This is a genomic window from Streptomyces avidinii, assembly GCF_014650695.1.
GTDB classification, from domain to species: Bacteria; Actinomycetota; Actinomycetes; order Streptomycetales; family Streptomycetaceae; genus Streptomyces; species Streptomyces avidinii.
This window is the reverse complement of record NZ_BMVL01000015.1, coordinates 16,506-38,805: the sequence shown is the minus strand read 5'-3', so window position 1 is coordinate 38,805 and position 22,300 is coordinate 16,506. Positions and strand designations below refer to the sequence as shown.

The following is a 22,300-nucleotide window of genomic DNA, read 5'->3' as shown; positions in this document are numbered from 1 at the left end:
GGTACCGCCCCGGTTACTTGAGCTTGAGGTTGAAGGACCAGACGGCGATCGGCTTGCCGTCCTCGCTGGTCTGCAGGAACGCCAGCTTCTTCGAGGAGGGAGCCTCGCCCTGGCCTCCGGTGGCGAAGACGTCCGCGCCGGGGAAGCTGCGGTAGGTGTTCGAGGAGGGCTCCGTGATCGGCTGGCCGTCCAGGACCGCCGACCAGCGGCTGCCGTCCTCGACGATCTCGGGCTCGACACCGAGACGCAGCGTGTCACCCCGGGCGTACTCGACGGTCTTGGGGTTCTTGAGGTTGGTGAGGCACTCCTGGACCTGTTCCATGGAGAGCTCCTTGCCGTCGTTCTGGCAGGAGGCTTCGGCGGACACCGACGAGGTGCCGACCGTCACGGTCGCCAGCGGTGTCGGCTTCTCGCCGCAGGCGGAGAGGAGGAGGAGGCCGGCGGACACGGCTCCGAGGGCCGCGACGCTGCGGCGGGCCCTACCCGAGAAAAGCGGTGCGGTCATGAGCCGAAGGCTATCGGGCCGGTGGGCTGCGCCGCCGCACGGGGTACCGGTGGCCTGCGGCGCGGCGTTGCTCCGGTTGCGCGAAGCCCCGCCCGGAGGCATGCCGGGTGCGGCCCCGTTGCCGGTGCGCTGCCCCCGGACCCCCGCGCCTCAAACGCCGGCGGGGGGTGATTTCGCTACGCCACGCGGGGGCGGGACGTGCCCGGGTGGTGGGTGGAGAGGACGCCGCGGAGGGCCATCGTCGTGCCCAGGGCGACGATCGCGGCGGCCACGGCCATCCCCAGTACGCCGTTCAGCGGCAGGACGATGCCGATCGCGCCGCCCATCACCCACGCCACCTGGAGCAACGTCTCCGAACGGGCGAAGGCCGAGGTGCGCACCGCCTCCGGCACGTCCCGCTGGATCATCGCGTCCAGCGACAGCTTCGCCAGCGCCTGGCAGAACCCCGCCGTCGCGCCCAGTACGGCCATGAACAGCCCGCTGAAGAACACCGCCGCGAGCACCGCCACGCCGAGGGTCAGGCACAGCACCGCCGCGATGATGACCTCCGGCGCCCGGGCCCGCAGCCACGAGCCCACCGCCGTGCCGCACGCGTTGCCCACGCCCGCCGAGACGCCCACGATCCCCAGCGACACCGCCGCGCTCTGCCCCGCCAGGGGATGCTCGCGCAGCAGGAACGCCAGGAAGAAGATCAGGAACCCGGACAGCGCGCGCATCGAGGCGTTCGCCAGCAGCCCGCACAGCACCGACCGGCTCACCGTCCGCAGGCCCGGCCGCTTCGAGTGCGCCTCGTGCGTGGACAACCGCGCCCGCCGCTCGCCCTTGGCCTCGTCCACCTTGTGCGGCAGCGTGAACGCCGCGAAGGTGCCCCATACGAAGATCACGCAAGCCCCGTACAGCGGCCACGGCGGCCCGATCATGTGCAGGGCGGCGCCCAGAGGCGCCGCGGCGCCCGTGGCCAGCAGACCGGCCAGGGTGACCCGCGAGTTCGCCTTCACGAGTGAGAATTTCGGTGGCAGCAGCCGCGGCACCACCGCACTGCGCACCACGCCGTACGACTTCGACGCCACCAGCACGCCCAGTGCCGCCGGATACAGCTGGATGCCCCCCGTGGCCACCGCGCCCGACATCATCAGCGCGAGCAGCGCGCGGGCCAGCATCGCGGCCGCCATCGACGCCCGGCGGCCGTGCGGCAGCCGGTCCAGCAGCGGGCCGATCACCGGGGCAAGCACGGTGAAGGGGGCCATCGTGATGCCGAGGTACAGGGCCACCCGGCCGCGCGCCTCGTCCGTGGGGACGGAGAAGAACACCGTCGAGGCCAGCGCCACCGTGATCATCATGTCGCCGGCGCCGTTGATGGCGTGCAGCTCGATCAGCCTGCCGAGGCCCGATTCCCCGGCCCCGTGCGCGTGCGTGGCCCGCCGGATGCCGCGCGCCGGAAAGTGCAGCGCACGTCCGACAGCCCGGCCGGCCCGCCTGGCCGGTCCCGAGCCGTCGTCGGACGACCGTACGGGTGCCACACTCGACATAGTGCCCCACCCGGCCCTCCCGGGGCGCCCCCCGGCGCGTCGCCGACCCGGTGGCTTGTCCGCGAATCGGACCTTGCATGTGTGCCCGAGGCTTAAGAGGAGGTAGCGTGCGTAGCGCGCCACCGGCGGTTGCTCCTGGCCGCGCGCCTCTTCGTGATCCCGCAGAATGGGTTGCAGTGAGGTGCGCCCGGAGTCCGATCGGGTGCGGACGTCGACGCGGCCCTCTGGTCCGCTCCGCCCGTGCCCCGTACGGACAGCACCGACGGGTCGTTGTGGACGACAGTACGGACGGCGCACACGTGAGACGGCGTAGGAGAGAACGAGACCAGTGAGTGCTGCGACGACGCGAAGCCGTACCCCGCGTACCCCCGACCGCCTGTGCGTCGAGGCGGTAGAACTCGCCCGTGCGGCGGCCGAGGAGGCCGCCTTCCCCGGAGTGGTGGGCGCGCACGTCTCCGCCGTGGCGGAGGGCGACCGCGTCGTCACCCACTTCTTCGAATCCAAGGAACCCGGCTACCGGGGCTGGCGCTGGGCCGTCACCGTGACCCGCGCCTCCCGCGCGAAGAACGTCACCCTCGACGAAACGGTGCTGCTTCCCGGCGACGACGCGCTGCTGGCCCCCGAGTGGGTGCCGTGGAGCGAGCGGCTGCGCCCCGGCGACATGGGCCCCGGCGACCTGCTGCCCACCGACGCCGAGGACCTGCGGCTGGAGCCGGGCTGGTCCGGCGAGGACACCCCGCCGCCGAACTCCGTGGTCTCCACCGAGATGGCCGAACTGGTCGAGGCCGAGGACGCCGACGTCACCGACCGCGCGGTGGTCCCCGTACGCGGCTCCATCACCTCGGTCGCCGAGGAACTGGGCATGCGCCGGGCGCGCGTGCTGTCGCGGTACGGGCTGCACACCGCCGCCGACCGCTGGGACGAGTCCTTCGGCGCCAAGACCCCGATGGCGCAGGCCGCGCCCGCGTCCTGTGTCTCCTGCGGCTTCCTGGTCGCCATCGGCGGCTCGCTCGGCCAGGCCTTCGGCGTCTGCGCGAACGAGTTCAGCCCCGCCGACGGCCGTCTGGTGTCGCTGTCCTACGGCTGCGGCGGTCACTCGGAGGCCGCGGTCATGCCGGCGCCGTTGCGGCCCGCCCCGCCGGTGCTCGACTCGATGGCCTCGGACGAGTTCACCCTGCGCCCGGCTGCCGACAGCGGCTCGGTGCCGGTCTCGGCCTCCGACCTGCCGGCCGCGGATCTCGGGCACTCGTAGCCCGGCTCACCGGCAGCACGCACGCCCGCACGCCCGCACGCCCGTCCGGCCCTGTCCGCGGGCGCCGCGGCGTACCCTCGCCCCATGGGGGACACGGGCGCGGACGCGGACATGGTGGGAATGATCGGCCGGGTGACCGGGACGGTCGGGCCGGGCCTGGTGGGCGAGGTCATCGTCCGGATCCGCGGCGGGGCGGAGCACTTCCTCGCCCATCCGGTCCACGGGACCGGCCGGCTCGCCGTCGGGACGGTGGTCACGGTGGTCGAGTACCTGCCGCCGCGCACGGTGTACGTCATGGCGGCCTACGACAACTGACGCCCCGTCCCACCTGTACGTATCAGGACGGCGACAAGAGGCGGCCCACGTCTTCCGGAGCGGCCGCGGCAGGCGCAGACTCGCCCTCGTCGGTGCCGAACGGCACCGCGCTAAGGGGGCGTTGCCGATGGCTATCGGCGTCGTGGCGGGTATCGTTCTCGCCGCAATCGTGGCTCTGATCGGCCTGTTCAAGCTCATGTGGCGGGTGGCCGAACCGAACGAGGCACTCGTCATCTCCGGCTCCACGCACAAGACCGAGGGCCTCGGTCAGGGCATGGGCTTCCGGATCGTCACCGGGCGGGGGACGCTCGTGCTTCCGGGCGTCCAGGCGGTGCGGAAACTGTCCCTGGACCTCAACGAGACCCAGCTGTCGGTGGACTGCGTCACCCACCAGGGCATCCCGCTGCGGGTGAAGGGCGTCGTCATCTTCAAGGTCGGCGACGACCTGGTGTCGATCGCCAACGCGGCCCGCCGCTTCCTGGACCAGCAGAAGATGATGCCCGAGCGCGTGCACATCGTTTTCGCAGGTCATCTGCGGTCCATCGTGGGCGGTTTGACGGTCGAGGACATGATTCGCGACCGGGAGAAGCTGACGGGCCAGACCCGGATGGCCTGCGGTACCGAGATGGAGAAGCTCGGCCTGATCGTCGACTCGCTGCAGATCCACGAGATCGAGGACCCGACCGGCTACATCAAGAACCTGGCGATGCCGCACGCGGCGGCCGTGCAGCGGGACGCGAGGATCGCGCAGGCCGAGGCGAACCGGCTGGCGACGGAGGCCGAGCAGGCCGCCTTCGCCCGGATGGCCGAGGCCACCCGGGACAGCGAGATCCTGCAGGCCGGCTACCAGGCCGAGCGGGACAAGGCGGCGGCTACGGCCCGTCAGGCGGGCCCGCTGTCGGAGGCGGCCGCCCGCCAGGAGGTCGTCGTTCAGGAGACCCGGGTCGCGGAGCTGGAGGCGCACCGGCGCGAGCAGCAACTGCAGGCGGACGTACGCAAGCCCGCGGACGCGGCGGCGTACGAGACCCGCACCCGGGCCGAGGCCGAGCGCGACGCGCGGATCTCGGCGGCGCAGGCGAAGGCGCGGGAGACCGAGCTGGCGGCGGCCGCCGAGGCGACGCGGGTGACGACGGCGGCGACCGCCGACGCGCAGGCCGTGGAGGCGCGGGGTATCGCGTCGGCGAAGGCCACCCGGGCGACGGGTGAGGCGGAAGCGGCGGCCACGCAGGCGCGGGGCCTGGCGGAGGCGGAGTCGGCGAAGGCCCGCGGTCTGGCCGAGGCGGAAGCGATCAAGGCGCGGGCCGCCGCGCTGGCGGAGAACCAGGAGGCGGTGGTCGCGCAGCAGCTGGCCGAGAACTGGCCGGCGATCGTGGAGGCGGGGGCCGGGGCCTTCGGGAACGTGGAGCACATGGTCCTGCTGAACGGGGCCGAGGGCATGTCGGAGATGTTCGCGAAGGCGCTCACGATGGGCGGTACGGGCCTGGGCGTGGCCCGCCAGCTCCTGGCCTCGATGGGCCAGCCCCCGACGCCGGGGCCGTCCCCCGCGTCCCCACCGGTGAACGGCCGCATCCCGATCCGCGAGGAAAATTGAGCCGCTCCTCAAACGCCGGCGAGGCTGAAAGAGGGCGCCTCAAACGCCGGCGAGGCCGGATTCAGCGCCGACGGAACAGTCGCTTCGCGCCGAAGACCAGTACCAGGCCCCCCGCCAGGACAAGGGCGCCCTTGCCGAAGCTGCCCGTCGTCTCCGTCAGGGGGGCCGCTTCCGGCGGGGAGCCCGGCTGCGGTGAGGCGGAGGGGGCGGATGCGACCGGGACCGCGATGACCCGGCTTCCCTCGCCCTCCGCGCCGAACATCAGCGTGGAGCCGTCCGGCGTGTACGTCACCGACTCCGCCTGGCCCTGCCACGGCGCGTCCACCCGCTCGCCCTCGCCCACCGGCAGGCCGTCCTTCCACGGGTAGCTGCGCGCCATGAAGTACCCGCGCAGCGTCAGCCGGGTGCCGTCCGGGGAGAAGGCCCCGTCCGTCACCCACGGCACGTCGGCGACCCGCCGGAAGACGTTCGCGCCGCCTGTCGACAGCTCCCCGGGCCCCTCGTACAGGCCGCCCTTGTTCTCGTCCTTGCTGGCGATGTAGACGCGCCCGGTCACCGGATGCACCATCAGGGCCTCCGCGTTGCGTGCCCCGTCCGCGTACTTCACCGTGAACTGGGTGGCCTTGACGGTGACGTCACCCAGTTGCTTCGGCTCCGGGAAGCGGTAGATCCACACGTGGTCCCAGGTGCCGTTGCGGTTGTCGCCGATGTCCCCGACGTACAGCTGGCCGTCCGGTCCCAGGGAGATCGCCTCGACGTCGCGCGGTGTGCCGATGCCGGTCAGCGTCACCCGGGCCACCGTCGTGCCCGTGGCCGAGTCCACCGCATAGATGTAGGGGCCGTCGTCGCTGTCGTTGTGCGTCCAGTAGACGCCCGGGTGGATCCGGCTGGCGGCCAGGCCGCTCGACTCCCTGATCCGCGGGTCGGAGATGGTGAAGGAGGCCGCGGCGGGGGTCTCCGCCGCGGCGGCCGGGCCCGGCAGCACGGCGAGGGCGGCGGCGACGGCGGCGGTGACGGCAACGGCGGCGGACGCGGCGGCGGACGGCAGGGACAGGCGCATTCCCCCAGCCTGCCAGTACGTGCCGCGTGTCCGGCGTCACAGGGGTTTCTGTCGCGCGATCCGCGATGATGACCGGATGCGTTTCATGTTCGTCGGTGACTCCATGACCATCGGACGCGCCGGCGACTACACCTGGCGCTACCGGATGTGGCAGCACCTCAGCTCGACCTTCGGCGGTCCCTACCGGATCGTCGGCCCGCGGTGCGAGCTGTACGACACCGTCGCCGACACGCCCACCAGCCACGCGTACGCCGATCCGGGCTTTCCGGAGCACGCCCGCGGCCACCTGGCCGGCTGGGGCGAGGGCTGGCAGCACATGGCCCCCCTGATAGGACCCGCGGTCGCCGCCACCGGCGCCGACGTCCTGCTGGTCTCCCTCGGGCTGATCGACCTCGGCTTCTACACCGATGCCGAGCAGACCGCCGCCAACGCCCGCCGGTTCGTCGCCGGGGCCCGCGCCGCGCGCCCCGGCGTCCGGATGGTCCTGCTGCCGGTCATACCGAACAGCCGGGCCGAGGAGGACGCGCCCTTCGCGGCCGAGGTGGCCCGCTTCAACGAGCTCCTCGCGAAGGCGGTCGCCGACCTCACGACCGATGCCTCGCCGATCCTGCTGGCCGCGCGCCCGGACGCGTACGACATCCACCGCGACACCTACGACGGCACGCACCCGAACGCCTCCGGCGAGCACCGGCTGGCGGGCGAGTTCGCGGCCGTCCTGCACCAGGCGTGGGGGATCGGCGGCCCCTACCGGCCCGCGCCGGGGCTGTAACACGCCCGTCACGGCGGGGTCTTGCTTCGAGCGCACTCGAAGCAGTTGGCTAGGGACCCATGAAGTACACGCAGCTCGGACGCACCGGCCTCAAGGTCAGCCGACTTGTACTCGGCACCATGAACTTCGGCCCCCAGACGGCGGAGCCCGAAAGTCACTCGATCATGGATTCCGCCCTCGACGCGGGCATCAACTACTTCGACACCGCCAACGTGTACGGGTGGGGCGAGAACAAGGGCCGCACCGAGGAGATCATCGGCACCTGGTTCGCCCAGGGCGGCGACCGCCGCGAGAAGACGGTCCTCGCCACGAAGGTGTACGCCTCCATGTCCCGCGAGGGCGACACCTGGCCCAACTACGACCGCCTCTCGGCGCTGAACATCCGGCGGGCCGTCGACGCCAGCCTCAAGCGGCTCCAGACCGACTACATCGACGTCTACCAGTTCCACCACGTGGACCGGCTGACCCCCTTCGAGGAGATCTGGCAGGCCGTCGAGGTCCTCGTCCAGCAGGGCAAGATCCTCTACGCGGGCTCCTCCAACTTCCCCGGCTGGAAGATCGCCCAGGCCAACGAGACGGCGGCCCGCCACGGCCGGCTCGGCCTGGTCAGCGAGCAGTGCCTCTACAACCTCGCCGAGCGGCGTGCCGAGATGGAGGTCATTCCGGCCGCCGAGGCGTACGGGCTCGGGGTCATCCCGTGGTCCCCGCTGCACGGCGGGCTGCTGGGCGGGGTCATCAAGAAGGAGGTCGAGGGCGGCCGCCGTGCCTCCGGCCGGTCGGCGGAGGCGCTGGCGAACACCGCCGTACGGGCGCAGGTGCAGGCGTACGAGGACCTGCTGGACAAGCACGGCCTGGAGCCGGGCGAGGTCGGGCTGGCCTGGCTGCTGACGCGTCCCGGGGTCACCGGGCCGATCGTCGGGCCGCGCACGCAGGAGCAGCTCGACTCGGCGCTGCGCGCGGTGGAGCTGGAGCTGCCGGAGGAGGTACTGGCGGGCCTGGAGGAGATCTTCCCCGGTCCCGGGGCGTCGCCGGAGGCCTTCGCCTGGTAGGCGGCGGGGGCTACTGGCCGACGGCAGCCGCCACGGCCACGACGACGAACATCAGCACGAGCACACCGGCCATCACACGGTTTCGGGTCTTGGGATCCACCCGTCGAGCGTAACGCGGCGGCTCCTGCACCGTGGACGCAGGGGCTGTGCCGTGGTGCGCTGCCGGCCGTGGCGTGGGTCACGGTCGCGGCTCAGCCGCCGAGCGGCCAGGCCCGGACGGTCTCGTACCGGGGCTGCTCGCCCGGCACCCCGCTGACGGGGAGGTTGCTGCGGACCAGGCTGAGCGTGTCCACCTGCCAGGGCGTGCCCTCGAACTCCGCGAGGGCGTCCAGGTACGGCTTCAGCGGGGTGTCGGCGCGGTGGCTGCGGGCCAGGGTGAGGTGCGGGGTGTACCGACGGTGCTGGTCCATCGGTACCCCGGCCCGCCGGGCGGCGGCGTCGGCCCGTTCGGCGAGCATCCGCAGGGCGGTGAGCTCCCCGGCGGCGCCGGCCCACAGGGCCCGCTCCCCGAAGTGGCCGCTGCCGCGCAGCCGCAGCGTGAAGGGGGCGGTGCGGTGGGCGGCCCGCTCCAGGCGCGTGTGCAGCTCGGGGAGCACCTCGTCCCGTACCTCGCCGAGGAAGGCGAGGGTGAAGTGCCAGCCTGCCCTCCCGGTCCAGGTCAGCCGATCGTCGTGGACCTCGTCGACGGCCCGGGCCAGCTCGGCGACGGCGTCGTCCGGCGGGAGGACGGCTGCGAACAGTCTCATGCGGCGAGCGTAGCCGTGCGCGGCGCCGTTTTCGGGGGCTGCGCCCCCGGAACCCGGGCCGCGAGGTCAGGCCACCGTCACCAGTTCGCTGCGGCGCGGAACGGCCGGGACGAAGGTCACGCCGTGGCGGTTCACGCGGAGGCGGAGGTTGCCCACGCGGGCCAGGACCACCGCGATCGCGACGGAGGCGGCCAGGGAGATCGCACCGCCCGCGGCCATGCCGATCCGGGCGCCGTAGGTGTCCGTGATCCAGCCCAGCAGCGGGGCGCCCAGCGGGGTGCCGCCGGTGAAGACCATCATGAACAGGGCCATGACCCGGCCGCGCATCTCGGGGTCGGTCGCCATCTGCACGCTGGAGTTGGCCGTGACGTTGACCGTCAGGCCGAAGATCCCGATGGGCACGAGCAGGGCGGCGAACAGCCAGAAGCCGGGTGCCAAGGCGGTCACCAGGAGCAGGACCGAGAACAGCGCGGCGGCGGCCACCAGCACCCGCAGGCGGGACTGTCCGCGCCGGGCGGCGAGGAGGGCGCCCGCCAGGGAGCCGGCCGCGATCAGGGTGTTGAAGAGCCCGTAGGTGCCCGCGTCCCCGTGGAAGACGTCGCTGACGTATGCGGAGAGCCAGATCGGGAAGTTGAACCCGAAGGTGCCGATGAAGCCCACGAGCACGATCGGCCAGATCAGCTCCGGGCGGCCGGCGACGTAGCGCAGGCCCTCGCGCAGCTGGCCCTTGGCGCGGGGCCGGGGCTCGACCGGGTGCAGTTCGTGCGTCCGCATCATCAGCAGACCGGCGATGGGTGCCGCGAAGGACAGTCCGTTGAGCAGGAAGGCCCAGCCGGAGCCGACGGCGGTGATCAGCACGCCGGCGATCGCCGGGCCGACCAGCCGTGCGGACTGGAAGTTGGCGGAGTTCAGGCTGACGGCGTTGGCCACCTGGTCCTTGCCGACCATCTCGGCCACGAAGGTCTGCCGGGCCGGGTTGTCGACGACGGTGACCAGGCCGAGCGCGAAGGCGGCGAGGTAGACGTGCCACACCTGGACGTGTCCGGCCAGGGTGAGCGCGGCGAGGGCGATGCCGGTCAGGCCCATCGCGCTCTGGGTGGCGAGGAGCAGCGGCCGCTTGGGCAGCCGGTCCGCGAGTACGCCGCCGTAGAGGCCGAACATCAGCATCGGCAGGAACTGCAGGGCGATGGTGATGCCGACGGCGGAGGCGGAGCCGGTGAGCGAGAGGACCAGCCAGTCCTGGGCGATGCGCTGCATCCAGGTGCCCGTGTTGGAGACGACCTGGCCGGTGGCGAAGAGCCGGTAGTTCCGGATCCGCAGCGAGCTGAACATGGAGCCCTTGCCCGCGGGTGCTGCGACGGCCCGGTCGGCGGTCGCGGCGGTAGTGGGGGTGGATATGTGGCCGGGTGCGGAGTCTGCTCCGGTTCCCGTACTCAAAAGCGTTCGCCTCCTGGCGTCGTTCCTACAGGTGCGCGAGCTTCTCCAGGACGGGTGCGGCCGCGCGCAGCTTGGCCCATTCGTCCTCGGTCAGCTCGGCCGCGAGCCCGGCCAGGAAGGCGTTGCGCTTGCGGCGGCTCTCTTCGAGCATCGCCTCGGCCTCCTCCGTCTGGCGGACCACCTTCTGGCGGCGGTCGTCGGGGTGCGGTTCCAGCGTGACCAGTCCCTTGGCTTCCAGCAACGCGACGATGCGTGTCATCGACGGCGGCTGGACGTGCTCGCGGCGGGCGAGCTCTCCGGGTGTGGCCTGGCCGCAGCGGGCGAGGGTGCCGAGGACCGACATCTCGGTCGGGCTCAGCGACTCGTCGACGCGCTGGTGCTTCAGGCGTCGCCCCAGCCGCATGACGGCGGAGCGGAGGTCGTTCACGGCGGCAAGGTCGTCGCCATGGGAAAGGTCATGCATGTATTTAGAGTAACTCATTACTCTTCCTAAGGAACACCGGGTTTCCGCCTCATGCCCGGGGTCACTCATACGGGTGAGTCGGCGGCTGAAAGTGACACGCGTACGCACCCTCTGCCCCGACTCTTTCGGCATGGGGACACATGTGCTGAGCATGCGCATAGACGGGGAGCTCCTCGACAGGCTCCGGATCCATGCAGCCAAACGCGGAATGAGCGTCCAGGACTATGTGGTCCGGACGCTCATTCGCGATGACTTCGACGAGCGCTTCAAGGCGGCCGTCGACGAGACAGAGAAGTTCTACGGGCTGACGTGAGCTACTGGCCGAGGCCGAGGGCGGGCATCGCGTAGTAGAAGACGAACACCGCTGCCACCACGTACATGGCGGCCGGGACCCCGCGGCCCCGGCCGGTCGCCAGACGCAGAGCGCAGAAGCTGATGAAGCCGATGCCGATGCCGTTGGTGATCGAATAGGTGAAGGGCATCATCACCATGGCCAGGAAGGCCGGGACGGCGATGGTGAAGTCGCTCCAGTCGATGTCCTTGACCGAGCCCGCCAGGATCAGGAAGCCGACCGCCACGAGCGCCGGGGTGGCCGCCTGGGACGGGACCATGGTGGCGAGCGGGGTCAGGAACAGCGCCACGGCGAAGAGGCCGCCCGTCACGACGTTCGCCAGACCCGTACGGGCACCCTCGCCGACACCGGCCGTGGACTCCACGAAGCAGGTGGTCGCGGAGGAGGAGGTGGCGCCGCCCGAGGCGACCGCCAGGCCGTCGATCAGCAGGACGCGGTTGATCCCGGGGAACTCGCCGGTCGTCTTGTCGATCAGCTTCGCCTCGTCGCCGACGCCCAGGATCGTGCCCATGGCGTCGAAGAAGCAGGACAGCAACACGGTGAAGACGAAGAGGATGCCGGTCAGCATCCCGACCTTGGCGAAACCGCCGAACAGGCTGACCTCGCCGACGAGCCCGAAGTCGGGCTTGGCCACCGGATTGCCCGGCCACTCCGGGACCGTCAGGCCCCAGCCCGAGTCGGGCACCTCCGCGATCAGCTGGACCACGACGGCGACCAGGGTCATGGCCACGATGGAGATCAGGATCGCGCCCGGGACCTTGCGGATCAGCAGGGCGAGGGTGAGCAGCACACCGAGCGAGAAGATCAGGACGGGCCAGCCGTCCAGGTGACCGGTGGTGCCGAGCTGGAGCGGGACCGTGGTGTGCGCGGCGTCCGGGATGCGCGAGACGAAGCCCGCGTCGACCAGACCGATCAGCATGATGAACAGGCCGATACCGATCGCGATGCCCTTGCGCAGGCCCAGCGGCACGGCGCTCATGACCCGCTCGCGCAGACCGGTGGCGACCAGCAGCATCACCACGAAGCCGGCCAGGACCACCATGCCCATGGCGTCGGGCCAGCTCATGCGCGGGGCGAGCTGGAGCGCGACGACCGTGTTCACGCCGAGACCGGCGGCGAGCGCGATCGGGACGTTGCCGATCACGCCCATGAGGAGCGTGGTGAAGGCGGCCGTCAGGACGGTGGCCGTCACCAGCTGCCCGGCGTCGAGCTGGTGCCCGTACATGTCCTTCGCGCTGCCCAAAATGATCGGGTTGAGCACGATGATGTAGGCCATGGCGAAGAAGGTCGCGAAGCCGCCGCGGACCTCGCGGGCGATGGTCGAGCCGCGCTCGGAGACCTTGAAGTAGCGGTCCAGTCCGCCGGCGGGTCCCTGGCGGGAAGGCTCGGGGGCGGTGTCTGCGGGGGCGGGGGCCGGGGTGCTCATACGGTCCTCATTGGGTGGTTCATACGAAGAAAATGGGCCGCGCCCAAACCGTTTCAGTATGAACACATGAACGAAAGTGCGTCCATCTCCGCGCGTAGATGGCGTTTCGCGCCGCCTAGACTTGCCGCATGGCCAAATGGACTGCGAAGCACGAGGCGCCCGAGCCCCTGGAGGGCCCCGTCGTCGCCACCGTCACAGGTGGCACGATCCTGTGGTTCGCCCTCTTCCTGGTCCAGCTGCCCTTCTACGGGTGGTTCGCGGACCGGGGCCAGCTGTGGTGGGTCTGGACCTGCGCGGCCGGTGGCTTCCTCGGGCTGATCGGCATCTGGTACGTCCGGGGGCGGGACGCGGCGCTGAAGCGCCACGCCGCCGAGGCCGAAGCTGCTGCGCAGGCCGAGCGGGACGGGCAGGCCGGGCAGGCGGGTCAGGACGGGCTGCCCGGACAGCCCGGGCAGGCGGGTACGGAGCCGCAGGCCTAGTCGGGCGCGGCGGCGCGGCTTCGGGTGGGACGGTGCCCCTCCAGGACGTCTCCTCGGCTCGCGAACCCTTGGCCGGACCGGCCCGTGGTTCGGCGGTGGGTTCGCTCGGCCTGCGGGGATGTCCCTCCCGGAGTGTCCCCGCCCCACGGCACAGCTCTTCGGCCTGCGGGCGCCGGGCCCGGCGTCGGATCGGCCTTCGGGGGTGTCCCGGAGAGGCGCCGCCCCGCGGGGCTACCAGGGGACGATTCGGGTCATCCCGAAGTCGGATCTTCGGGCTTCTCGGCGGGTGAAGCGCAGGAAGCCCGCTTAACGTCGAAGGCATGACGCAGCGGGCTGGAACCGAATCCGACGGACCGGAGCCGGGTGGCGGGACGGCCGCCCCCGCCATCGACGCGGGAGCCGAGCTGGACCCCGTACACCCGATGCAACCGCCCGCACCCCGTTTCAAGCCGGCCGGACTGACCACCGCCGAGGTCGCCGAGCGTGTCGCGCGGGGCGAGGTCAACGACGTTCCCGTCCGGAGCAGCCGCTCCACCACCGATATCGTCCGCGCCAATGTCTTCACCCGGTTCAACGCGATCATCGGCGTGCTCTGGGTGATCATGCTCTTCGTCGCACCGATCCAGGACAGCCTCTTCGGCTTCGTGATCGTCGCCAACACCGGCATCGGCATCATCCAGGAACTGCGCGCCAAGAAGACCCTCGACAGCCTCGCCGTCATCGGCGAGGCCAAACCCAGCGTGCGCCGCGACGGCCTGACCGCCGAGATCTCCACCTCCGAGATCGTCCTCGGCGACGTCATCGAACTCGGCCCCGGCGACAAGGTCGTCGTCGACGGGGCCGTCGGCGAGGCCGACGGCCTGGAGATCGACGAGTCCCTGCTCACCGGCGAGGCCGACCCCGTCCTGAAGAAGCCCGGGGACGCGGTCATGTCCGGCTCCTTCGTGGTCGCCGGCGGCGGCGCCTTCACCGCCACCAAGGTCGGCCGCGAGGCCTACGCCGCCCAGTTGGCCGAAGAGGCCTCCCGCTTCACGCTCGTCCACTCCGAGCTGCGCTCCGGCATCTCCACCATCCTCAAGTACGTCACCTGGATGATGATCCCGACCTCGATCGGCCTGATCATCAGCCAGCTCCTCGTCAAGGACAACAACCTCAAGGACTCCATCGCCCGGACCGTCGGCGGCATCGTCCCGATGATCCCCGAGGGGCTCGTCCTGCTCACCTCCGTGGCCTTCGCGATCGGCGTCATCCGGCTCGGCCGCAAGCAGTGCCTGGTCCAGGAGCTGCCCGCCATCGAGGGCCTCGCACGCGTCGACGTGGTCTGCCTCGACAAGACCGGCACCCTCACCGAGGGCGGCATGGACGTCACCGAGCTGCGTCCGCTCGGCGGCGCGGAGCCCGCGTACGTCAAGAAGGTGCTCGGCGCGCTCGGCGAGTCCGACCCGCGCCCCAACGCCAGCCTCCAGGCGATCATCGACGCCTACCCGGACAGCGCGGAGTGGCGCTGCACCGAGTCCCTGCCCTTCTCCTCCGCCCGCAAGTACAGCGGCGCCAGCTTCAGCGAGGGCGACGGCGAGAACAACACCTGGCTGCTCGGCGCCCCCGACGTGCTGCTCCCCGCCGGGGACCCGACCCTCGACGAGATCAACGACCTCAACGAGCAGGGACTGCGCGTCCTTTTGCTGGCGCGCTCCGCCCGCGAACTCGACGACGCGGCCGTCGCCACCGGGGTCCGGCCGACCGCCCTCGTCGTGCTGGAGCAGCGGCTGCGCCCCGACGCCGCCGACACGCTGCGCTACTTCGAGGACCAGAACGTCCGGGCGAAGGTCATCTCCGGCGACAACGCGGTCTCCGTCGGCGCGGTCGCCGGCAAGCTGGGGCTGCCGGGCGCGGAGAACACCGTCGATGCCCGCAAGCTCCCCACGGACCGGGAGGACATGGCGAAGGTCCTCGACGCCAACTCCGTCTTCGGGCGGGTGAGCCCGCAGCAGAAGCGGGACATGGTCGGGGCCCTCCAGTCCAAGGGCCACACGGTCGCCATGACGGGCGACGGCGTCAATGACGTGCTCGCCCTGAAGGACGCCGACATCGGCGTGAGCATGGGATCGGGCTCGGAGGCGACGAAGGCGGTGGCCCAGATCGTCCTCCTCAACAACAGCTTCTCGACCCTGCCCTCGGTGGTCGCCGAGGGCCGCCGGGTCATCGGCAACATCACCCGGGTGGCCACGCTCTTCCTCACCAAGACGGTCTACTCGGTGCTGCTGGCCATCCTGGTGGTCTGCTCGCAGGTCGAGTACCCGTTCCTGCCGCGCCACCTGACCCTGCTGTCCACGCTCACCATCGGCATTCCGGCCTTCTTCCTGGCCCTGGCCCCCAACAAGGAGCGCGCGAAACCGCACTTCGTGAAGCGGGTCATGCGGTACGCGATTCCCGGCGGTGTCATCGCGGCCGTGGCCACCTTCCTGTCGTACCTGATCGCCCGACACCACTACACGGGCCAGGGCGCCCTGGAGGCCGAGTCCAGCGCCGCCACGCTGACGCTGTTCCTGACCTCGATGTGGGTACTGGCGATCATCGCCCGGCCGTACACCTGGTGGCGGGTGGCCCTGGTCGGCGCGATGGGCGGGGCCTTCCTGATCGTTCTCGTCGTGCCGTGGCTGCAGGACTTCTTCCAGCTCAAGCTGGTCGGCGCCACGGTGCCGTGGATCGCGGTGGGCATCGCGGTCGCCGCCGCGGTCCTGATCGAGTTCACCTTCAGGTGGGTCGACCGGAAGTTCCCCGCCTAGGACGCGGGGCCGGCGGTGGCCGGCGGCGGTCGGTGGCGGCGGTCGGCGGCGGTCGGCCTAGGCGAGGCCGTCGGCGACCAGGCCGGCGAGGACCGCCTGGCCGAGGGCCTGCACGGCGGACTGCGGGCGGACCATCACGGTGAACTCCTTGATCCGGCCCGCCCCGTCGAAGTGGAGCAGGTCGATGCCGTGGATCTCCCTGCCGTCGACGGTGGCCCGGAAGAGCAGGACCTCCGCCGGGGCCTCCGTGCCGTCGGCGGAGGTCTCGGCGGCGCCCTCGAAGCGGCCGACGTAGCGGAAGTCCTCGAAGACGCGCAGCAGGACCCCGAAGAGCCCCAACACCATGGGCCGGCCCTCGAAGGGGGTGAACTTCACCGGGCTGTAGAGCCGGACGTCCTCGGTGAACAAGTCCTCCATCGCAGCGAGATCCCGCTTCTCCACGGCGGCGCGGAAGCGTTCGGCAGTCTCCATGACCCCTCCTCGTACTCACACTCATACTCATGAATCTGACTAGTCACTTTCATGAGTATGATGCCGGTGTCGGCGACGAAGCGGAAGGGGTGGCCGGAATGGCCTTGCGACATGCCGTACTGGCGGCGCTGCTCGACGGCGAGTACAGCGGCTACGAACTGGCCAAGTCCTTCGACATCGGCGTCGCGAACTTCTGGCACGCACTGCCCCAGCAGCTGTACGCCGAGCTCGCCAAGCTGGAGAAGGAAGGGCTGGTCGAGGGCCGCGAGGTGGTCCAGGAGACCCGGCCCAACAAACGCCTCTTCCGGGTCACCGAAGCCGGCCGCACCGAACTGGAGGAGTTCGCCGCGGCACCGCTGAAGTCCTCGGTCATCCGCGACGACCTCCTCGTCAAGGTGCAGACCGCCGACCGGATCGGCATCCAGCCGGTGATCGAACAGCTCGAAGCGCGCGCGGTCGCCGCCGACGCCAAGATCGAGCTGCTCGGCAAGGTGCTGCGCAAGATGCGCGGAGAGACGGACGAGGAGGAGTTCCTGCTCCACGGCGAGCGGATCGGCGGGTACCTGACCGGCCTGCGCGGCCTCGCCTTCGAACAGGGACACCGCGACTGGTGCCGCCGCAGCGCGGCCGTCCTGAGGGAGAGGCTGAACCGTGCCGAACGGTGAGTACCTGCGCTACGTCGCCCTGGGCGACAGCCAGACCGAAGGCCTCGGCGACGGGGACGACACCGTGGGCCTGCGCGGCTTCGCAGACCGGTTCGCCGCGCACCTCGCCGCCGCCAACCCCGGCCTCCAGTACGCCAACCTGGCCGTACGGGGACGCCTCGCGGGGCAGGTCCGCGCCGAGCAACTGGGCCCCGCCCTGGACCTGCGCCCCGACCTGGCCACCGTCGTCGCCGGGGTCAACGACATCCTCCGGCCCAAGTTCGACGCCGCGGAGGTGGCCGCGCACCTGGAGGAGATGTTCGCCGTGCTCACCGCCGCCGGGGCCCACGTGGCGACCGTGACCTTCCCCGACCTCAGCGTGCTCGTGCCCCTCGCCCGGCCCGTCGCACCCCGCATAGCCGACCTCAACGACCGCATCCGCGCCGCGGCCGCCCGCCACGGCGTCACCGTCGCCGACACCGCCCGGCCGGCCGCCGTGAGAGACCCGCGGATGTGGACCACGGACCGCCTCCACGCGAGCCCCGTCGGACACGCCCGGATCGCCGCGGCCCTCGCCCACGCCGTCGGCCTGCCCGGCAGCGACGACACCTGGACGCACCCCCTCCCGCCCCGGCCGCCCGCCGCGGGCGGCTCCACGGTGGCGGCGGAACTGCGCTGGGCGGCCGCGTTCCTCGGCCCCTGGCTCGGCCGCCGCCTCCGCGGCCGCTCCTCGGGCGACGGCCGCACCGCCAAGCGGCCGCACCTGTCGCCGCCGGGTGCCGTCTCGGGGAAGGGCCCGGGCGCCGTCTGAGAGGTGACCCGGCTCCGTACCGGGAGCCCGGTCCTGCCCCCCTCCTGCGCCTTCCTAGTCGAACCAGCGGTCGCGGGCCAGTTCCGACGTGCGGGAGGGGTCCTCCAGGAGGGCCGCCACCTCGAAGCGGCGGGGCCACTGGCCCGCCGACCAGGCCAGGCCCGCGGCCACGCCCTCCAGGGTGGACGCGTGGAGGGTGCCGTCGGGGGTGCGGCGCCAGTCGAGTTCCGTGCCGCCCGCGACCAGTTCCTCGTGCTCGATGTACGTCGCCGGGGTGGCCGGGCCCAGCAGCAGTGCCACCGACTCCGGCACTTCGTGCTCCTCGCCGGGCGTGGTCACCTCCGCCGGGACCGTGTCCGAGAGCCGCCGGACCTGGAGGAGGTCCGCCAGGTCCGCGGCCCTCGACGGGGAGACGGGCAGGAGGGGCAGTCCCGCCGTCAGGGGGAGCAGGTCCGGGGCGTCCGCGATCAGCGCCTCGGCCGCGTCCACCACCACGACCTCGCCGTCCACCACCGCACGCAGTTCGTCCGGCAGGGTGACCTGCTCGGGGTCCAGGTCGGCCAGCGCGCCGTACAGGCCGTGCAGCTGGTGGCCCGTCACCTCGCGTTCCGGGTCGGCGAGCCGGCCCAGCAGCTCGGCCGCTCCGCCGGGCTCGTCCAGCAGGGCCGCCGTGGTGGTCCGTACGCCGAGCGCCCGCAGGACCTGTTCGTCCTCGAAGCCCGTGGCATCCGCCGAGGTGTAGAGGCCCGCCAGCAGCGGGTCGCCGCCGGCCGCGCGCAGGCCCGCCGGGCGGCGGCCGTCGAGCACGGGGTGGTCGCGCAGCCACCAGGCGGTGTACGGGCGCACCGACTGCGTGGTGCCGTCCGGCAGCAGGATCCGTACGGGCTGGGTCAGCGCGTCGCGCAGCGGCGGCTGCGCGAGCATGGCCAGGGCCTGCGGCCAGCAGTCGTCGTCCACCAGGTCGAGGTCCCGTACGGCGATCAGCTCGGTCGCCACCGGCGGCACCGGGGTGTCCGGCAGCTGGTCCAGGACGTCCTCGCACCACACGTCCACCGCGTCCAGCAGGCCGGCGTCGTCGGGTTCCGCGAAGTCGCCCTCGCGCGGCTCCAGTTCGTCCGGGTCGAGGACCACATCGGTGGCGCGGACCAGCTGGAAGGTGGCCAGTACCCCGCACGCCGTCAGCGGTCCGGCGCCCCACCGGTCCGCCAGGTCCGCGTCCACGTACGGGACTTCGTCCTCGCGGATCACGGAGGCCAGCGGGCTTCCGGGCAGCAGCAGTTCGCCCGCCGGAACCAGTTCGCCGTCCTCGTCGGGCAGCGCCAGCGCGCCGAGCCACGGCTCGTCGCCCGGCGCCAGATCGGCATCCCGGACCAGCCCCAGGACCACCTCGGCCAGCTCGTCGGCGTCCAGGGCGTCCGCGTCCTCGTCCCAGATCTCCCCGGCGTCCAGCGAGGCGGCGACGGCGGCCCGTACCTGCGGGGTCGTCAGGACCGCCCGCGCCGTGGCCGGGAGCGCGCCGAGCTTCTCCAGCAGCGGGTGCGCCGCGTCGGGGTGCGCCACCTTCAGCCCCAGCCGGGCCAGGCTCGTGGGAGTGTCCGCGCCCGGCAGCAGGATGTGCCGGGGGCCGATCGAAGTACGGCCGTCGGCGAGCGGCACGGGCAGCCCCGACAGCCGGTCCGGATCCACTCCGGCGAGGCTGTCGTAGAGCCGGTGCCACCAGTCGGGCGTCCGCTCGATGCCCGCGATCCGCTCGATGGCATCGCCCAGCGGGAGCCGGCCCACGCCCAGTGTGCGCAGCTCGGCGCGGCGCTCCAGGCCCGCGGGCAGCAGCGTCGGCAGGACCTCGGCGAGGACGCGTACGGTGTCGGCGCCCGCGCCCTCCACGACCTCCGCCTCGAAGGGGCGCAGGGCGGCGCGCTCCTCCGCGTGCTCGGGCGGAGCGGCGGGCGCGAGGAAGGCCGTACGGGGGAGGCGCTGGAGCACGGCCGCGCGCAGGGCCCCGTCGAGCTCGCCCTTGCCGAGCGGGCCGGGCACCAGGTCCACCAGCGCGGTGGTCACCGGGTCCCAGGCGCCGAGGAGTTCGGCGTACGCGTCGGCCGCGCGCTCCACGAGGAAGTCGGTCAGGGGTCCCGGCGCCGGGTGCCGGCGGGTGGTGTCCAGCGGCAGGGTCGCGATGAGCAGCGCCGGGATGCCCAGCGGCTCGTCGGTGGGGGTCGGCGCGTGCACCACAGGGGCCGTGACCGGGCGCACCGGGGCGCCGTCGGTGTCGACGGGCACCGCCCAGGACACCGCCCAGGCGGGCCGCAGCCGCTCCTCGACGGGCCGGTCGGCGAGCAGCGCGCGCTCGATGGGGCCGCCGTGGCGGACGGTGCGCCAGCGGTGGGTGACGGTGCCGGACGCGGTGGTGTCCTCGATGACGGTGTACGGGCCCTCGTCGCGCCGGTACAGGGTGCGCGTGCCGTCGGCCGGGGTCTCCACCACGACCTCGCGCAGCCCGGGCAGCGTGAGCAGCAGGGCGTCGTCGATGCCCGCGAGCAGTCGCTCCACCAGAGCCTCGGCGGCGGAGTCGCGCAGCGGGAGGACCACGACGGTGTCGTAGCCCTCGGGGGCGGTGCCCTCGGCGGGCAACGGGAGGCGCAGCAGCGGGACGTGCCCGTCGCGGCGGCGCAGCTCGTCGCCGAGGCCCGGGCTGCCGACGGCGGCGTCCCGGGCCAGTTCGCGGGCCTCGGCCAGGGACCAGCGGACGCCGCCGTGGCGGCCGAGCACGGCGGGCTCGTCGGAGACGGCGAGCACGGCCGCGAAGCCGACGCCGAAGCGGCCGACGCTGTCCCCGGAGGGCTCCCGCTTGGCGGAGGCGCGCAGGGTGCTCAGCGACTCCACGCCCGTCGCGTCCACCGGTGCACCGGTGTTGGCGACGGCCAGCAGCGCGTGCCCGCCCTCGCCCGGGTGCAGGGTGAGCCGCAGCCGGCCGGGTACCTTGGCGCGGGCCGCGGCATCGGCGGCGTTCTGCGCCAGTTCGATGACGAGCCGGTCGCGGTAGCCGCCGAGCGCGAGGTCCTCCTCCGCGTTGGCGTCCTCGCGGAACCGGGCCGGGCCCGCACCCCACGCGTCGAGCACCCCGCGCCGCAGCCGGGCCGTGCCGAAGGGGTCCACGCCGCTCTGGGCCGCCGTCACTCGCACGCTCACGCCGCTGCCTCCATGATTCGCCTCCGGACCCCTGAAGGTACCGCGTGCGGCAGACCCCCCACGCCGGTGGCCTCCGGGTGTCCGGGGAACGCCGAAGCCCCCGGCGACAGCAGGTCACCGGGGGCTCCACGTCGTACCGGACGGGTGATGGTCAGAGCTTCTCGATCACGTGGTCGATGCAGGCGGTCAGCGCCTGCACGTCCGCCGGGTCGATCGCCGGGAACATCGCGATGCGGAGCTGGTTGCGGCCCAGCTTGCGGTACGGCTCGGTGTCCACGATCCCGTTGGCGCGCAGCACCTTGGCGACGGCCGCCGCGTCGATGTCGTCCGAGAAGTCGATCGTGCCGATGACGGAGGAGCGCTTGTCGGCGTCCACGACGAACGGGGTCGCGTACTTCGACGCCTCCGCCCAGCCGTACAGGTTGCGCGCACTGGCCGCGGTACGGCCGGTGGTGAACTCCAGGCCGCCCTGGCTGTTCATCCACTCCAGCTGCTGGTCCAGCAGGAACAGGGTGGCCAGCGCCGGGGTGTTGTACGTCTGGTTCTTGAGCGAGTTGTCGATCGCCGTCGGCAGCGAGAAGAACTCCGGGATGTGCCGGCCGGACGCGTGCACGCGGGCCGCGCGCTCCAGGGCCGCCGGGGAGAACGCGGCCAGCCACAGGCCGCCGTCCGAGGCGAAGGACTTCTGCGGGGCGAAGTAGTAGACGTCCGTCTCGGTGATGTCCACCGGCAGACCGCCGGCGCCCGAGGTCGCGTCCACCAGAACGAGGGACCCGGCATCGGCGCCCGCGACGCGCTTGATCGGCGCCGCCACACCCGTCGAGGTCTCGTTGTGCGTGTACGCGTACACGTCCACGCCCGCCTCGGCCACCGGCTCCGGGTGCGTACCCGGCTCCGAGGAGATCACGGACGGCGCGTCCAGCCACGGCGCGAGCTTCGCGGCCGTGGCGAACTTCGAGGAGAACTCGCCGAAGGTGAGGTGCTGGGACTTCTGCTCGATCAGACCGGCGGTCGCGATGTCCCAGAAGGCGGTGGAGCCGCCGTTGCCCAGGATCACCTCGTACCCCTCGGGGAGGGAGAAGAGGTCCCGGAGGCCCTGGCGCACCGAGCCGACCAGGTTCTTGACCGGGGCCTGGCGGTGTGAGGTTCCGAGCAGGGAGGTACCGGTGGCGGCGAGGGCGTCCAGCGCCTCGGTCCGCACCTTGGAGGGGCCCGCGCCGAAGCGTCCGTCGGCGGGCTTGATGTCAGCGGGAATCTGGATCTCAGCCACGAGCGGAGCGTATCGGGTCCCGGTCCGCGCTCCGGACGCGCGTCCACCGGATGAGACGGCTCCGGCCGGTGGGAGGCTGGGGACGTGACGTCACCCGGTGAACTCGAACGGACATTGCGGGAGAACCTGCGCGGGGAAGTCGACTTCGGCGCCGCCGCA

General features: G+C 72.3%; 20 protein-coding genes. 10 read left to right on the top strand and 10 right to left on the bottom strand.

The window, feature by feature from the left end; all coding sequences use genetic code 11:
• Nucleotides 1–13: 13 nt before the first annotated feature.
• Together IE257_RS30330 and IE257_RS30325 are read right to left on the bottom strand one after the other, a co-directional pair.
• Nucleotides 14–505 carry a DUF2771 domain-containing protein gene (locus IE257_RS30330; RefSeq protein WP_189973072.1) on the bottom strand — a complete coding sequence of 164 codons (492 nt, stop codon included), beginning with the start codon at nucleotides 503–505 and terminating at the stop codon, nucleotides 14–16.
• Between the two features lie 176 nt (nucleotides 506–681).
• Nucleotides 682–2,034 (bottom strand): MFS transporter, encoded by a 1,353-nt coding sequence (locus IE257_RS30325; protein WP_189973071.1) that lies wholly within the window; start codon nucleotides 2,032–2,034, stop codon nucleotides 682–684.
• A 328-nt stretch (nucleotides 2,035–2,362) separates the two neighbouring features.
• On the opposite strand from IE257_RS30325, the gene IE257_RS30320 reads away from it, so the two are divergent.
• The 3 genes from IE257_RS30320 to IE257_RS30310 all read left to right on the top strand — a co-directional run bounded on the left by IE257_RS30320 (nucleotide 2,363) and on the right by IE257_RS30310 (nucleotide 5,192).
• Nucleotides 2,363–3,286, top strand: a complete 924-nt coding sequence (locus IE257_RS30320; RefSeq protein ID WP_189973070.1) for a DUF3027 domain-containing protein — start codon at nucleotides 2,363–2,365, stop codon at nucleotides 3,284–3,286.
• 111 nt (nucleotides 3,287–3,397) lie between these two features.
• Nucleotides 3,398–3,601: an NfeD C-terminal domain-containing protein gene (locus IE257_RS30315; protein WP_505383560.1), complete on the top strand. Its 204-nt coding sequence runs from the start codon at nucleotides 3,398–3,400 to the stop codon at nucleotides 3,599–3,601.
• A gap of 121 nt (nucleotides 3,602–3,722) precedes the next feature.
• Nucleotides 3,723–5,192, top strand: a complete 1,470-nt coding sequence (locus IE257_RS30310) for a flotillin family protein (protein ID WP_189973068.1) — start codon at nucleotides 3,723–3,725, stop codon at nucleotides 5,190–5,192.
• A 61-nt stretch (nucleotides 5,193–5,253) separates the two neighbouring features.
• Here the strand turns inward: IE257_RS30310 and IE257_RS30305 are convergent, their stop codons facing one another.
• Complete coding sequence (locus tag IE257_RS30305; protein ID WP_189973067.1) at nucleotides 5,254–6,252, bottom strand: PQQ-dependent sugar dehydrogenase family protein; 999 nt, start codon at nucleotides 6,250–6,252, stop codon at nucleotides 5,254–5,256.
• A gap of 76 nt (nucleotides 6,253–6,328) precedes the next feature.
• On the opposite strand from IE257_RS30305, the gene IE257_RS30300 reads away from it, so the two are divergent.
• On the top strand, nucleotides 6,329–7,021 hold the full coding sequence (locus tag IE257_RS30300) for a GDSL-type esterase/lipase family protein (protein ID WP_189973066.1): 693 nt from the start codon (nucleotides 6,329–6,331) through the stop codon (nucleotides 7,019–7,021).
• A gap of 59 nt (nucleotides 7,022–7,080) precedes the next feature.
• Entirely contained in the window at nucleotides 7,081–8,070 is a 990-nt protein-coding gene (locus IE257_RS30295) for an aldo/keto reductase (protein WP_189973065.1), read from the top strand.
• Nucleotides 8,071–8,261: 191 nt separating this feature from the next.
• Here the strand turns inward: IE257_RS30295 and thpR are convergent, their stop codons facing one another.
• The 3 genes from thpR to IE257_RS30280 form a co-directional block, all read right to left on the bottom strand.
• Nucleotides 8,262–8,816, bottom strand: coding sequence for an RNA 2',3'-cyclic phosphodiesterase (thpR, locus tag IE257_RS30290; RefSeq protein WP_189973064.1), 555 nt, complete (start codon nucleotides 8,814–8,816; stop codon nucleotides 8,262–8,264).
• A gap of 66 nt (nucleotides 8,817–8,882) precedes the next feature.
• Entirely contained in the window at nucleotides 8,883–10,253 is a 1,371-nt protein-coding gene (locus tag IE257_RS30285) for an MFS transporter (RefSeq protein WP_245385689.1), read from the bottom strand.
• A 25-nt stretch (nucleotides 10,254–10,278) separates the two neighbouring features.
• Nucleotides 10,279–10,716, bottom strand: a complete 438-nt coding sequence (locus tag IE257_RS30280; RefSeq protein WP_030387373.1) for a MarR family winged helix-turn-helix transcriptional regulator — start codon at nucleotides 10,714–10,716, stop codon at nucleotides 10,279–10,281.
• Between the two features lie 130 nt (nucleotides 10,717–10,846).
• Between IE257_RS30280 and IE257_RS30275 the strand changes: the two genes are divergently transcribed.
• Nucleotides 10,847–11,029, top strand: a complete 183-nt coding sequence (locus tag IE257_RS30275) for a hypothetical protein (protein ID WP_030010567.1) — start codon at nucleotides 10,847–10,849, stop codon at nucleotides 11,027–11,029.
• A gap of 1 nt (nucleotide 11,030) precedes the next feature.
• On the opposite strand, the gene IE257_RS30270 is transcribed toward IE257_RS30275, so the two are convergent.
• Complete coding sequence (locus tag IE257_RS30270; protein WP_189973063.1) at nucleotides 11,031–12,494, bottom strand: NCS2 family permease; 1,464 nt, start codon at nucleotides 12,492–12,494, stop codon at nucleotides 11,031–11,033.
• A gap of 128 nt (nucleotides 12,495–12,622) precedes the next feature.
• Here IE257_RS30270 and IE257_RS30265 point away from each other — a divergent pair, with 128 nt between their 5' ends.
• Both IE257_RS30265 and IE257_RS30260 read left to right on the top strand, forming a co-directional pair.
• Nucleotides 12,623–12,973 carry a DUF2530 domain-containing protein gene (locus IE257_RS30265; protein WP_189973062.1) on the top strand — a complete coding sequence of 117 codons (351 nt, stop codon included), beginning with the start codon at nucleotides 12,623–12,625 and terminating at the stop codon, nucleotides 12,971–12,973.
• A gap of 320 nt (nucleotides 12,974–13,293) precedes the next feature.
• The gene (locus IE257_RS30260) at nucleotides 13,294–15,759 is read left to right on the top strand and encodes a cation-translocating P-type ATPase (protein ID WP_189973061.1); all 2,466 of its coding nucleotides are present in this window, start codon (nucleotides 13,294–13,296) and stop codon (nucleotides 15,757–15,759) included.
• Between the two features lie 57 nt (nucleotides 15,760–15,816).
• On the opposite strand, the gene IE257_RS30255 is transcribed toward IE257_RS30260, so the two are convergent.
• Nucleotides 15,817–16,230, bottom strand: coding sequence for a nuclear transport factor 2 family protein (locus tag IE257_RS30255; protein ID WP_189973060.1), 414 nt, complete (start codon nucleotides 16,228–16,230; stop codon nucleotides 15,817–15,819).
• Nucleotides 16,231–16,328: 98 nt separating this feature from the next.
• On the opposite strand from IE257_RS30255, the gene IE257_RS30250 reads away from it, so the two are divergent.
• The gene (locus IE257_RS30250) at nucleotides 16,329–16,895 is read left to right on the top strand and encodes a PadR family transcriptional regulator (RefSeq protein ID WP_189973059.1); all 567 of its coding nucleotides are present in this window, start codon (nucleotides 16,329–16,331) and stop codon (nucleotides 16,893–16,895) included.
• Nucleotides 16,882–17,685, top strand: a complete 804-nt coding sequence (locus IE257_RS30245) for an SGNH/GDSL hydrolase family protein (RefSeq protein ID WP_189973058.1) — start codon at nucleotides 16,882–16,884, stop codon at nucleotides 17,683–17,685. Before IE257_RS30250 ends, IE257_RS30245 begins: the two co-directional genes overlap by 14 nt.
• 54 nt (nucleotides 17,686–17,739) lie before the next feature.
• On the opposite strand, the gene IE257_RS30240 is transcribed toward IE257_RS30245, so the two are convergent.
• Both IE257_RS30240 and serC read right to left on the bottom strand, forming a co-directional pair.
• On the bottom strand, nucleotides 17,740–20,871 hold the full coding sequence (locus tag IE257_RS30240) for a sacsin N-terminal ATP-binding-like domain-containing protein (protein WP_189973057.1): 3,132 nt from the start codon (nucleotides 20,869–20,871) through the stop codon (nucleotides 17,740–17,742).
• Nucleotides 20,872–21,022: 151 nt separating this feature from the next.
• On the bottom strand, nucleotides 21,023–22,141 hold the full coding sequence (gene serC / locus IE257_RS30235; protein WP_189973056.1) for a phosphoserine transaminase: 1,119 nt from the start codon (nucleotides 22,139–22,141) through the stop codon (nucleotides 21,023–21,025).
• Between the last annotated feature and the right edge of the window lie 159 nt (nucleotides 22,142–22,300).